The sequence below is a fragment of the Heyndrickxia coagulans DSM 1 = ATCC 7050 genome, assembly GCF_000290615.1.
Taxonomy (GTDB): domain Bacteria; phylum Bacillota; class Bacilli; order Bacillales; family Bacillaceae_C; genus Weizmannia; species Weizmannia coagulans.
Map to the genome: position 1 here is coordinate 1 of NZ_ALAS01000252.1, position 12,632 is coordinate 12,632.

At 47.4% G+C, this 12,632-nt stretch carries 11 protein-coding genes and 1 other annotated feature; of the genes, 2 read left to right on the forward strand and 9 right to left on the reverse strand.

Annotated features, from left to right (window positions below; genetic code table 11):
- Positions 1-426: 426 nt before the first annotated feature.
- Positions 427-681 carry a DUF3899 domain-containing protein gene (locus IC21_RS13520; protein ID WP_234969625.1) on the forward strand — a complete coding sequence of 85 codons (255 nt, stop codon included), beginning with the start codon at positions 427-429 and terminating at the stop codon, positions 679-681.
- Between the two features lie 102 nt (positions 682-783).
- Positions 784-1,024, forward strand: a binding site (T-box leader).
- 62 nt (positions 1,025-1,086) lie between these two features.
- On the forward strand, positions 1,087-2,079 hold the full coding sequence (gene trpS / locus IC21_RS13525) for a tryptophan--tRNA ligase (protein ID WP_017553949.1): 993 nt from the start codon (positions 1,087-1,089) through the stop codon (positions 2,077-2,079).
- A gap of 35 nt (positions 2,080-2,114) precedes the next feature.
- Here trpS and IC21_RS13530 read toward each other — a convergent pair whose 3' ends face one another.
- The 9 genes from IC21_RS13530 to IC21_RS13575 form a co-directional block, all read right to left on the reverse strand.
- Positions 2,115-2,867 (reverse strand): YjbA family protein, encoded by a 753-nt coding sequence (locus tag IC21_RS13530; protein WP_029142878.1) that lies wholly within the window; start codon positions 2,865-2,867, stop codon positions 2,115-2,117.
- Between the two features lie 353 nt (positions 2,868-3,220).
- Positions 3,221-4,999 (reverse strand): oligopeptide ABC transporter substrate-binding protein, encoded by a 1,779-nt coding sequence (gene opp4A / locus IC21_RS13535; RefSeq protein WP_029142879.1) that lies wholly within the window; start codon positions 4,997-4,999, stop codon positions 3,221-3,223.
- Between the two features lie 18 nt (positions 5,000-5,017).
- Positions 5,018-5,926, reverse strand: coding sequence for an ABC transporter permease (locus IC21_RS13540; protein WP_029142880.1), 909 nt, complete (start codon positions 5,924-5,926; stop codon positions 5,018-5,020).
- A 14-nt stretch (positions 5,927-5,940) separates the two neighbouring features.
- Entirely contained in the window at positions 5,941-6,909 is a 969-nt protein-coding gene (gene opp4B, locus IC21_RS13545) for an oligopeptide ABC transporter permease (protein ID WP_029142881.1), read from the reverse strand.
- 15 nt (positions 6,910-6,924) lie between these two features.
- Positions 6,925-7,851: an ABC transporter ATP-binding protein gene (locus IC21_RS13550; protein ID WP_013858777.1), complete on the reverse strand. Its 927-nt coding sequence runs from the start codon at positions 7,849-7,851 to the stop codon at positions 6,925-6,927.
- Entirely contained in the window at positions 7,838-8,869 is a 1,032-nt protein-coding gene (locus IC21_RS13555; protein ID WP_029142882.1) for an ABC transporter ATP-binding protein, read from the reverse strand. The genes IC21_RS13550 and IC21_RS13555 overlap by 14 nt, the downstream gene beginning before the upstream one ends.
- A gap of 150 nt (positions 8,870-9,019) precedes the next feature.
- Entirely contained in the window at positions 9,020-9,811 is a 792-nt protein-coding gene (locus IC21_RS13560) for a DUF2268 domain-containing putative Zn-dependent protease (protein ID WP_029142883.1), read from the reverse strand.
- Positions 9,812-10,178: 367 nt separating this feature from the next.
- Positions 10,179-11,420 (reverse strand): beta-ketoacyl-ACP synthase II, encoded by a 1,242-nt coding sequence (gene fabF, locus IC21_RS13570; protein ID WP_029142884.1) that lies wholly within the window; start codon positions 11,418-11,420, stop codon positions 10,179-10,181.
- 69 nt (positions 11,421-11,489) lie between these two features.
- Complete coding sequence (locus tag IC21_RS13575) at positions 11,490-12,428, reverse strand: beta-ketoacyl-ACP synthase III (RefSeq protein ID WP_013858773.1); 939 nt, start codon at positions 12,426-12,428, stop codon at positions 11,490-11,492.
- Positions 12,429-12,632: the final 204 nt, after the last annotated feature.

Here is a 12,632-nt window from a genome sequence, read left to right on the forward strand (position 1 = left end):
TGTTCATTCAAGGTGTACATTTAGATGATAGAGTGTCTTCCCATTTTTTTCCACTCATTTGCCCCTTCGAGTAAAATTTTACACATACTAATCTTTTTTAATTACGTAAAAAGGCTAATAAACCAAAAAGGTGTTGACATTTCAATATTGTAACCCCTTACAAAAGGTTGAAAATTTTTTAATAAAACTATAATAACGAGAAAACTTTGGTAGGTTTTTTAACAAAATTTAAATTAATTTTAATAAATTTTATTTAACTTTAATTTAGCTTCAGATCTTCCAGTATTTCATCTTTTCTTCTGTTCCTGTATAATGGATGAAAATCATTTTGTAGGTGAGCGTATGTTCAAAAAGCTTGTCTGTTGGTTGCTGGCCTCCCAGTTACTTGTTTTACTTTTTTCTTTTTTGGTGTATAAGCGAATCGATTTGCTTAGCTATATTAATACTTCGTTTACGATCGGGGCGCTTTTGATTCTTTTTGCCGCGTCGGTTTTAATGGCGCGGACCGGTTTTTTTGATGCGTTTATTTACGGGTTTCAAAGAATGTCTTCCAAATTTAACGAGGGGGACGTCCGCCCGCTGTCGAAGCTGGTTACCCTGCGTGTTTCCGTGCCTCTTCTTACCGGGGTCTTCATGATGGTACTGATGGCGATCGCCCTTTTTCTGCAAAGTTCGTCCTGAAATGCCGGACATATAAAGGCTGAGTCTTGCATACAAACGGGCACTCTAGCGGACAGCGGTTTTTGACATTTTTCCTTCTTTTCATTATAATGAAACTGGTATATAGAAGCGATGAGAAAGAAGAGTACATCTGTTTATGGCATTTCAGAGAGTTTGTGGCTGGTGGGAACAAACATGCCTGCAGATGGAATGGGCTTTCGAGCTCCGGAGATGAACGGGCGGCTACCTCATTAGTTTCCGGCGTACGCCTTGCGTTAACCAGGCTCCAATTGGCATTGGAACTAAGCGGCCCATACCAGGGCACTTAGGGTGGCACCGCGGATTTATCCCATTCGTCCCTAATTTTGGATGAATGGTTTTTTTATTTTCCGGAAAAATATCAGTGTTCGAGGAGGAAGAAAGAAAATGAGGACGATTTTTTCAGGCATTCAGCCGAGTGGAACGATCCACATCGGGAACTATCTTGGGGCAATGAAGCAGTTTGTGGAATTGCAGAACAGCTTTAATTGCTATTTTTGCATTGTTGACGAGCATGCCATTACTGTGCCGCAAGACCGCCTTGAACTCCGCAAAAACATCAGGAGCCTTGCCGCTTTTTATTTGGCAGTCGGCATTGATCCAGACAAAGCAACGCTCTTTATCCAGTCGGAAGTGCCGGCGCACGCCCAGGCCGGATGGATGCTCCAATGCGTTGCCTATGTCGGCGAATTGGAAAGAATGACGCAGTTTAAAGACAAATCTGCAGGAAAAGAAAGCGTATCAGCCGGGCTTCTCACATATCCGCCGCTCATGGCCGCCGATATTCTGCTGTACAGCACGGATCTTGTGCCGGTCGGCGAGGACCAGAAACAGCATCTCGAGCTGACGAGGGATTTGGCGGAAAGGTTCAATAAACGTTATCTTGAAATATTTACGCTGCCGGACATCAAGCTTTCCAACTCCGGAGCAAGGATTATGTCGCTGCAGGATCCGACGAAAAAAATGAGCAAATCCGATCCGAATCAAAAGGCATTTATCTCGCTGCTTGACGACCCGAAACTGGTCGACAAAAAGATTAAAAGCGCGGTTACGGATTCAGAAGGCGTAGTCAAATACGACAAAGAACGGAAACCGGGCATTTCCAATTTGCTCGACATCTATTCCAACTTCAGCGGCCTGTCCATTGAAGAGCTGGAACGGAAATATGACGGCGCCGGCTACGGTGCGTTTAAAGCGGATCTCGTTGATGTGGTGAATGAAGGGCTTGCCCCGATCCAAAAACGATATTATGAACTGATTGAATCGGAGGAACTGGACCGGATCCTGGATAAAGGCGCGGAAAAGGCCAATATTGTAGCCGGAAAAATGCTGAGGAAAATGGAAAATGCGATGGGGCTGGGCAGAAAAAACCGCCACTAAAAAAAGCGAGTTGCGGATCGTTTCGCAACTCGTTTTTACATCAGTTCGCTTTTTTCATTGTGTTCCAGTTCCCATAGCTTTTCAAAAAAGGGCTGCCCTTTGATCATGTTTTCGCACAACTGTTCATGCTTTTTGGACCAGCCTGTTTTTGTTTCTGCATAAAGCCGCTCCCATGCATCTTCAAATGGCATAAACTGGATGTGTTCATACTGCTCCGGACGCCATTCTGTATACCAGTACCGCACTTCCGCCGTATTTTTCGAGGAATAAAGCTGATCGAGCGCCATAAATAACAACTGCTTTAATTGCCGTTCCCTTCTTGTCAGCCCCTGCATGCATTCCGGCGACGGGGATAAAATATGATGTTCTTTCGGATGGCTGCGGTTTTCAAACGGATAGGACACCGGTTCATGCCCTTCAATCATTTCATAGACAAGTTGTTCCTGCCTCGGAATCAGCCTGCTTTTGCGGATCGGCAGCGTATAGCCGATCGTATCAACCGCCAAAATCCCTTTTCCGTCCGTCACGACAAAACAATATTCCAGCTGGATTCGTTCATGGTTTTTGCGCAAAACCGCCTTCTGGAAAACATCATTCAGCAAAGTTTGCGGCAGTTCAGCCAAATCATTTTCAATGTACTCGTATAAATGCGTGTCCACAAATAAAAGCGGCACCTGGTCCAGCAGTTCGATCACATCGTCCCTCCGCCACTCATGGAACGGACAGACATTATAACTGTTTTCCTCCCCCTCGAACCAGTTGACCCATATATCGTGAAGATACAGCATGGATAACCCCCCGTATACTCTGTTTGTCATTCAGTATAGGCAGGGGGCAGTTAAATTATTCCTTCTTTTCCGGATTCCGCTGTGTAGAAAATGAAGATTGCGCTTCGCTCGTAAAAAGAAGAACCCCAATCCCACCGCGTCGAAAAGGAAGAAGGCCTGCTTTAAAAGACGCTTCGTTTTCCCACCCCCGGCGAGTCGGAAAGGATAAAGGCCCTGTTTTAAAAAGACGCCCTGCTCTCCCTCCCCCGGTGAGTCGGAAAGGATAAAGGCTCTGCTTTAAAAAGACGCTCTGCTCTCCCGATCCCGGTAAGCCGGAAAGGAAAAGGCCCTGCCAAAGACAGGGCCTTTATGGATTATTCCTGGGTGTCCGCTTTTTCGGATGTGACACTCACCTTTTCCCAATCCGTATGTGGATATATAGCCAAGTTTTTCACGCGGTTGTTCACTGCATACAATTGATAGCGGTAAACGGTCGGGATGACTGCCGCTTCCTCATTCATATACTCCTGCCATTCATTGTAAACCTTTTTGCGGTATGCTGTGTCAAAAGCTTTCGGAGAATGCCCTTTTTCCAGCAATTCATCATTTTTCTTGCTGACAAAGCGGGTGTAGTTAAACATGACGTTCCGTCCGTACAAGCCATACGGATCCACATTTGTACCTGTTCCCCAGGCACCTGCATAGATATCCACTTTCGGGTCATCTTTTTTCACCATGTCATAGAAAGAGTTGAACTCAGCAAGGCGGCCGTTTACAAGCTTCACATTTAAGCCGACATCTTTCCAGCATTGCATATAGAATTTTGCCAGCGGCTCGGCTGTATCCCCGCCACTCATGGAAAGAAAGTTAATGACGAATTTTTTGCCGTCCGGATCTTCGCGGTACCCGTCTTTGTCCACATCTTTATAACCGGCTTCATCAAGCAGTTTCTTTGCTTTTTTCGGATCATATTTGTACCCTTTCGCGGACTTGTCATGCCATTCCGGGAAAGATGGCGGAATTAAAGTGGTCGCCGGAAAACGCAACCCGTGGTAGATTTTCTCGCCGACAGACTTGTTATCGAGCGCATACGCCATCGCCTGGCGCAGTTTTTTATTTTGGAATTTCGGGTTATCCATGACGTTTTCCTGTTTCTTTGCATCCCAGTGGCCAAGCTTAAATCCGATATAGCTGTAAGCCGAATCGATCGTGCCGAGCAGCTGGAAGTTTTTCGCGCTTTTAGCGGATTCGTATTGGTCTACCGGGAAGGCAGCATAGTCAATCTCGCCTTTTTTCAAGGCTTCCAATACCACTTTCGGATTGACCACTTTGATGATTACACCTTTTAGTTTCGGTTTTCCTGCCCAGTAATGGTCATTCCTGACAAGTTCAACAGACTCGCCTGGAACCACTTTTTTCACTTTAAACGGGCCGAAGCCTAAAGGATGTAAACGGATTTTGTCCGACTGCGCCATTTTTGCGATCGGCACATCTTTTAAATAGTGTTTTGGAAGCGGTGTCGTCCAGACGCCCGTTTTTTCGGAAGGGTTGGCGCTCTTCCAGGTAATGGAAATTGTTTTATCATCGATCACTTTAATACCGGAAATGTTCTTGGCTTTTCCTTTATGGTATTCATCCATGCCGACGATGTTTTGAAACAGAGGATCGCCATAGCGCACGCCGGTATAGTCTTTATTGCCGATGACCAGGTATGCAAATTCGAGATCTTCCGCGGTTACCGGCTTTCCATCAGACCAGTTGACATTGTCTTTGATTTTAATCGTCATTGTTTTGTTGTCATTGGACAATTTGTACGTGGCGGCGCCGTCATTCGTAAATTCATAGTTTTTGTCTGTTTTTAACAGCGAATCTTCAAAAAATTGAATGACTTCAGCATCCGGTTCCCCTTTGTAGAAAGCAGAGTTGAATGTGCCTTCAATCGGCGTATCGGAAACGATGCCGTAGTTCAGAACCCCGCCGTCAATGGCTTTTTTATTGTTTTTGACGGTAGTCGGAAACTTGCTTGCTAAATCTTCCGTCTTCACTGCCTTGTCTTCTTTGCTTCCGCTGCTCGATGAATTGTTGCAGGCTGACAGCACCAATACGAGCATCACCAGCAAACTGAATACGCTTGACCATTTTCTTTTCCTCATTGCTAAGCCCCCTCTTTTTTATCCTTGTCTTTGTCTTGCATCAGCTGCGCGTTTTAACGCCTGGCCGATAAAATTTATACACAGCATCATCACCAGAATCAGGAGCGATGCAGGTAACCAAATCCACCATTTATGCTGGAGCACATCCGGGTTTGTGGCGTAACTAACCAACGTCCCAAGGCTCGGTGTGCTTTCCGGCAACCCGAAGCCGAGATAGGTCAGGCTCGATTCAATGCCAATATTGCTTGCCAGATTAATCGTCAAGTTTACGATAATAATCGAGCTCAAATTCGGCAGGACCTGGAAAAGGATAATTTTCCAGTCCGGCGTGCCGAGCGTCTTGGAAGCACTGACATAGTCTAGTTCCCTTTCCGCCAGTGTCTTGGAGCGAATCAACCTCGCTTTTCCGACCCAAAGGAATGCACTCATAATGAGAATAAAAGAAAACACATTATATTTCGGCACGATTGTCACGAGGACAATGATCAGCATTAAAAACGGCAGGACAAGAATAAAGTCAATGATTCTCATGATGATATTGTCAATGACCCCGCCGAAGTAACCGGCAATTAATCCGACCGCAAGCCCGATCGCACCGGTAATCAATGTGATCGCAAGCCCGATTGTAAACGAATTTTTTGCACCGATAATCAGTTGTCCGAATATATCCCGGCCGCCGTAATCGGTGCCGAGCCAGTGTTCAGCTGAGGGCGGCGCGTAAATGGATAAAAGGTCAACCTTTACAATCTCATTTTCGTTTAAAATCAATGACATGCCGTAAACTGTAACTAGAATCAGCCCCAGCACGATCATGGAGATAACGGCCATTTTATCTTTGATCAGTTCCCGCCAGATAATCGAAAATCCGGACGGGCTTTTTTCTGTTTCGGCAGTTGCGGGCTGTTGTGTTGAAATGACTGCTTTCATCCTCTCACCCCCCGTTACTCAATCCGGATACGCGGATCCACAGCGCTTAAAATAATATCTGATAATAATGTGCCGAACAAAGTCGCCACGCCGGAAATCATCACGAGCGCCGTGACCACGCTGTAATCGCGCTGCATAATGGATTGCAAAAACAGCTGCCCGATCCCCGGATAACCGAATATCGATTCCAAAACGACGGACCCGCCGATTAATCCGGTAATCTCATAACCGAAAAAAGTGGCGATCGGTAAAAGCGAGTTTCTCAAAATATGGCGCGTATACACTTTGGACTCAGGCACGCCTTTTGCCCGCGCTGTTTTTACAAAATCTTTGATTTTTGTATCGATGATTTCATTCCGCAAATACTGGATCGTGCCCACCGTTGCGAGCAGGGATCCGGATAAGGCCGGCAAAATCAGATGGTACAGTTTGCTCATGTAATATTCAAACGTGCCGTCACGGGCCTGGATATTGACGCTGCCGCTTGTCGGAAACCATGACAGGACAAAACCGAACACAAACAGCATAATCAATGCAAAGATAAACAACGGGGTTGCATAACTGAGATAGTTATAACCGGTTATCAGCTTATCCGCCCATGAATCCGTCCATCTCCCGGCCACGATCCCAAGCGGAATGGCGATCAAATACGTCAGGATCAGAATCACCGCCGACAGCAAAATCGTGTTCCATAACCGCCCGGCAAGCAGTTCTGTTACAGGCTGCTGGTGAATGTAAGAGATGCCGAGATCGCCTTTGAAGAGATTTTTCACCCAGCGGGCGTACTGCACATAAGCCGGATCATTCAGCCCCAACTTGTCTTTCATTTCATGGAGCGTCTGGACATCCATTTTCGGATTGCTCGCCAGCCGGCCGGTCAGCGCATCGCCGGGCATGGCCTTTGCAAGCATGAAAATTAAAATACTCAAAATAATTAATTGAGGGATCATGATGAGAATTCTGCGCAATATAAATTTAATCATAACTGTGCCCCCTCTTTACGGCAGTGCAACGGAATGGGTCGGCGAAACCGGCTTGAGATGGTACGGCTTCCCTTCCTCGTCAAAATAATCCCTGAAAGCCTGCCGGAATTCATTGTTGATTTTTTCCCGATACTGTTTTTGTGCTGTTCTTTTTTCCGGATCTCCGTTTGGAATCGCGGACAGCAGCCGTTTTGTGTAGATATGTTGCGGATTCTCGTAAATTTCATCGCTCGTCCCTTCTTCCACAAAACGCCCCCGGTACATGATGCCGATCCGGTCGCACATATGACGGATAATGCCAAGGTCATGGCTGATAAACAGGTAGGTGAGCCCGAATTCTTTTTGGATGTCTTTCATAAAATTGAGCACCTGGGCCTGGACAGAAACATCAAGGGCGGAGACCGGCTCATCCGCAATAATCAGTTTCGGGTTCAATGTCAGCGCCCGGGCAATTCCGATCCGCTGGCGCTGCCCGCCTGAAAATTCATGCGGGTATTTAAACATGGAGTCCGGGCTCAGGCCGACTTTTTCCATGACTTCGCGGACTTTTTCCCGCTCTTGTTCGCGGGGCAGTTTCTCAAAATTGCGAATCGGTTCGGCAATAATATCCGCCACGCGCTTTTTCGGATTCAGGGAAGAATACGGATCCTGGAAGATCATTTGGATATCTTTCCGGTAATGTTGAAATTCCTTGCGGCTGAGCCGCGCCAAATCGGTGCCTTCAAACACAATTTTGCCCTCAGTTGCCCTGTTAAGCCCGACGATCGTCCTGCCCGTTGTCGTTTTGCCGCAGCCCGATTCCCCGACAAGCCCGTACGTTTCTCCAGGCTGCAGTTCGAAACTGATATCATGGACCGCTTTTACATGGTCGACCACCCGGCGGAAAAACCCGCCCCGTACCGGATAATAGACTTTCAGATTTTCAACCTTAAGAAGTGGCATGATACATATCCCCTGTCTCCGTGTTCTTTTCGTCCGGGAAATAAAAATGTTTATAACAGGTACAGCGCACCCAGTGTCCGTTTTCCACTTCGCGGAGAACCGGATTTTCTTCATGCGCCGCGTTGCTGATCCAGCCAATCCTTGACTTAAAGCGGCATCCCGAGCGCGGCAGGTTCTTCAGTGAAGGAACGATGCCCTGGATGACATGCAGCCTTTCTTTCGATTCCGTTGCGGACGGGATTGAATTCAGCAAAGAACGGGTATAAGGATGTAACGGATTTTTGAAGAGTGTTGTAACATCCGCAATTTCGACAATTTCGCCTGCATACATGACAGCCACTCTGTCGGCCATTTCAGCAACGACGCCAAGATCGTGGGTAATTAAAATAATGCCCGTCTTCATCTGGCGCTGCAAATCTTTCAGTAAATCCATAATTTGTGCCTGGATCGTGACATCGAGCGCTGTTGTCGGTTCATCCGCAATGACAAGCGACGGCTGGCAGGCAATGGCAATGGCAATCACCACCCGCTGCCTCATGCCGCCGGAAAGCTCATGCGGGTATTGCTTATACGTCCTTTCGGGATAAGGGATCCCGACCCGGTTTAACAATTCAAGCGTCCGCTTTTTCTTTTCGGAACCGGATAGCCTGGTATGGTAATCCATGCTTTCCTCTATTTGCCGCCCAACTGTCATCAGCGGGTTCAGCGCGGTCAATGGATCCTGGAAAATAATGCCCATTTCCGCCCCGCGGATTTCATTCAGTTTTCCTGCCCCGAGCGGCACTAGATCCTGCCCGTTAAAGAGAATGCGTCCTTCAATTTTTGTCTTTTCTTCCGGATGCAGCCCCATCACCGCCAGGGCAAGGGCGCTTTTTCCGCAGCCGGACTCCCCGACAATCGCCACCACTTCATTTTCCTTGACGGTTAAGGAAACGTGATCGACCGCCGGATAGTATGTATCCTGGATTTGGAAAGAAACAGTCAAATCCTCAATTTGCAAAAGCAGCGGTTTTTCCAATATGCAAACCTCCCTTCTTAAAAGTAGAAAACATCGAAAATAGATTAAAATCTTATTAATCTATTGTTTAGATAATATTACAAAACTAAAAGAAACGCAATGTCTTTTTCAATTAAAATTATTTTTGTATTTTTTTGGCACTTTATGGATTCAGGATTCCGCCGGGTTGGTAAACATTCCTTCTGCAAATATTTCGGAACGGCGGCCGAGAGTTGCTATTGTAGAAAAGGAATGGGCCGTTTTATATCTCTCTATCAAATGGTATCCGAGCGCATACCCCATCATCGGCGGGACGTATCTTCTGCCGAAAAGAAGGTCATCATGGATTTTTTCTTCTTTTCCGGCTGCAAGATTTTTTTTGAAAAACTGTTGCCATGCATGTTTTTTCTGTTTTTCAGAATAACGTGTTGAGGTTTCCGATACATATGCTTCCCCGACATACTCGAGCACAGCATGTTCGGCGAGGCCTTCAAATACGAGGGAATCGAGCAGCGTATAGCCGCGCGGCGGTTTTTTCAGCCTGCCCATTCTTGCCGCATGATGGTATTCATGGACAAACAGCGCTTCCCATTCTTTCCGGTCCCGCACCGGCGCAAGAAACAAAAAAACGGCATCCGGCAGTGCCACACCCGATTTTCCGCGGCTGCGGCCAAAGTTGAAACCGTTTCCATTCCGGGCTGGAAAAATATAAATGTCCGGATCTGGCCCGTTCCAAAGCTTTTTGTATTTTGCGTGATACTCCCCGATTTCCTCCCAGGCGCCCGCTTTTTTTAATCCGGCAAAAACCTGTTCCGCCTGCCTTGAAGGGCGGTACATGCCAAAACGCTGCAAATAGCGGTAAAAATCTTCGGGATCTTCCCTTCCCTGTTTAATGTTTTGTAAAAACAGCTCCGGTTTTGAGAAAGCTTCTTCCATCCACGCATCCGTCCGAATAACCCCCATCGCCGTTTCCCCCTCCCGTTGCTTTATTTTATTGCGGGAGGCCGGATTTTAGAAAATAAATTTTTCAAAATCCGGGGCAGGCTGCCGCACGTCCCGGAACGCGTTTTTTCAACTGTTAAATCCATCTTTCCGCATGCAAAAAAGCATCCCCGAACTACTCAGGCAATGCCAAAACCGATGGAATGGCATTCGATGCAGCCGGTTTGATCCCCATGCAAAAAACAAAACGGGGTCCCTTTTCAGAGCGACTTGTTATTTTTAATAACATTTTCGCCACAGCGTTCACTTAATAAGTGATTTCGCAGTAGCGGGTTTCATTTCAATACAAAAAGGGTACCCCTCATTTAACCGGGATACCCCTTTTGGATCAGGCTTCGTATTTTTTAAAAGCAAGGGTTGCGTTGTGCCCGCCGAAACCGAGCGAGTTGCTGATCGCTGCGTTCAGCTCCTGTTTGCGCGCTTTATCCGGAACATAGTCCAAATCGCATTCCGGATCAGGCGTTTGAATATTGATGGTTGGCGGAACAATGCCTTCTTTGATCGCAAGCACAGTAAAAATGGCTTCCACGCTGCCTGCTGCCCCGAGCAGATGGCCTGTCATCGATTTTGTCGAGCTGACGGCCAGTTTGTAAGCATGGTCGCCGAAAACCTCTTTAATCGCCATTGTCTCGTATTTATCATTATACGGCGTGCTTGTCCCATGGGCATTAATATAGCCGACTTCATCCGGGGCAAGGCCGGCATCATCAAGCGCCATTTGCATCGAGCGCGCGCCGCCTTCCCCGCCGGGCGCTGGCGCGGTAATATGATAGGCATCCCCGGTTGCCCCGTAGCCAACCACTTCCGCATAAATTTTAGCCCCGCGTTTTAAAGCATGCTCTAAGTCTTCAAGCACCAAAATGCCTGCACCTTCGCCGATGACAAACCCGTCCCGGTTTAAATCAAACGGGCGGCTTGCCGTTTCCGGATCCGGATTGGTGGACAGCGCTGTATTGGCACAAAATCCCGCAAATGCCATTCTTGTAATCGGCGCTTCCGTCCCGCCTGCAATCATGGCATCGCAATCGCCGCGCTGGATCGCTTTAAAGGCGTCACCGATGGAGTTTGTTCCCGTTGCACACGCAGTGACGGTACAGGAGTTAATCCCTTTTGTGCCAAGAATGATTGAGACCTGGCCTGCTGCCATATCCGGAATCATCATCGGCACAAAGAAAGGGCTTACACGCCGATATCCGCGCTTTTGGAATACTTCAAACTGGTTTTCGAATGTTTCCATGCCGCCGATGCCGGAACCGATCCAGACGCCGACACGGGTTGCATTTTCTTCGTTGATCGTAAGTCCGGCATCTTTTACCGCCATCAGTGCAGATGCAACCGCATAATGGGTAAAACGGTCCATTTTGCGGGCTTCTCTTCGTTCAATAAATTCTTCGATGTTAAAGTCTCTCACTTCAGCTGCCACTTTTGCCGGAAACTGATCCGCATCCAGCCTTGTCAGCGGGCCGATGCCGGATTTCCCGTCCAGCACCGTTTCCCAGGCTGTCCGCGCGTCATTTCCGACCGGCGTGACAGCCCCGATTCCCGTAACAACCACTCTTCTTTTTTCCATTATGCCATCTCCTTTTCCTGGTATAAGAAGACCGTGTTTCTTACAATCTGTATGCTGCATTTAAGAGTGTTATCTTCCCCATCTGACCAGTACGGCTCCCCAGGTCAGTCCGCCGCCGAAGCCAACCATCAGGATGAGGTCATCCTCTTTGATCTTTCCTTCTTCCAGTTCATCCACCAATGAAATCGGTATCGATGCTGCCGAAGTATTCCCGTATTTGTGGATCGTTTTCGACATTTTTTCCACCGGCAGGCCGAGCCTTTCCCTTGCAGATTCCATGATCCGGATATTGGCCTGGTGCGGGATTAAGAAATCGACGTCTTCTTTCCTGACGCCAGCCTTTTCGATCACGCGCAAGCTCGATTCGCCCATTTGGCGGACGGCAAATTTAAACACTTCACGGCCGTTCATAACAAGATGCCCATCTTTATCTTCATACAAATATTTTCCGCCTGAACCGTCCGAACCGAGTTCAAAAGCAAGGATGCCCCTGCCTTCCGAGACCGGGCCGACAACCGCTGCGCCCGCGCCGTCTCCGAACAGCACCGCCGTACTGCGGTCTTCCCAGTTCGTGATCTTGGATAATTTCTCAACACCTACAATTAAAACATATTTATACGTTTTCGTCTCAATAAATTGCTTGGCCGTCGCAAGCCCGTACATAAAGCCGGAACAGGCCGCACTGATATCCATCGCGGCAGCTTTTTTTGCACCGAGGCGGTCCTGCAGAATATTGGAGACCGTCGGAAACGGCTGGTCCGGCGTCACGGTCGCAACAAGGATTAAGTCGAGTTCTTCCGCGGAAATGCCTGCATGTTTCACCGCTTTTACAGCCGCCTCATATGCCATATCGGAAGTCTCCATATCATCCGCTGCAATCCGCCGTTCTTCAATCCCGGTCCTCGTCCGAATCCATTCATCCGACGTGTCCATCATTTTTTCAAAGTCCGCATTTGTTAAAACCTTTTCAGGATTATATTTTCCGACACCGATAATGCCAGCATTCATTTTGTATTCCTTCTTTCACTAAAATAGTCAAAGCGGCACAATTCCTTATCGCACAATATTATGACCTGCTCCTAATTATAACAAAGCACTGTTTGCTTGTCACGAATAGAGGAAAATAGTATGTGTCAAGTTTTTCTCGACAAGGTTTAAATATCGGGTATTCCAAGACACTCTTTTTGTACACTTTCGGCTACCGTGCTTCAC

Bases quoted from the DNA above. Each gene is read 5' to 3' on its own strand.
- trpS (WP_017553949.1), top strand. From the start codon at position 1,087: ATGAGGACGATTTTTTCAGGCATTCAGCCGAGTGGAACGATCCACATC.
- IC21_RS13530 (WP_029142878.1), bottom strand. From the start codon at position 2,867: ATGCTGTATCTTCACGATATATGGGTCAACTGGTTCGAGGGGGAGGAA.
- opp4A (WP_029142879.1), bottom strand. From the start codon at position 4,999: ATGAGGAAAAGAAAATGGTCAAGCGTATTCAGTTTGCTGGTGATGCTC.
- IC21_RS13540 (WP_029142880.1), bottom strand. From the start codon at position 5,926: ATGAAAGCAGTCATTTCAACACAACAGCCCGCAACTGCCGAAACAGAA.
- opp4B (WP_029142881.1), bottom strand. From the start codon at position 6,909: ATGATTAAATTTATATTGCGCAGAATTCTCATCATGATCCCTCAATTA.
- IC21_RS13550 (WP_013858777.1), bottom strand. From the start codon at position 7,851: ATGCCACTTCTTAAGGTTGAAAATCTGAAAGTCTATTATCCGGTACGG.
- IC21_RS13560 (WP_029142883.1), bottom strand. From the start codon at position 9,811: ATGGGGGTTATTCGGACGGATGCGTGGATGGAAGAAGCTTTCTCAAAA.
- fabF (WP_029142884.1), bottom strand. From the start codon at position 11,420: ATGGAAAAAAGAAGAGTGGTTGTTACGGGAATCGGGGCTGTCACGCCG.
- IC21_RS13575 (WP_013858773.1), bottom strand. From the start codon at position 12,428: ATGAATGCTGGCATTATCGGTGTCGGAAAATATAATCCTGAAAAGGTT.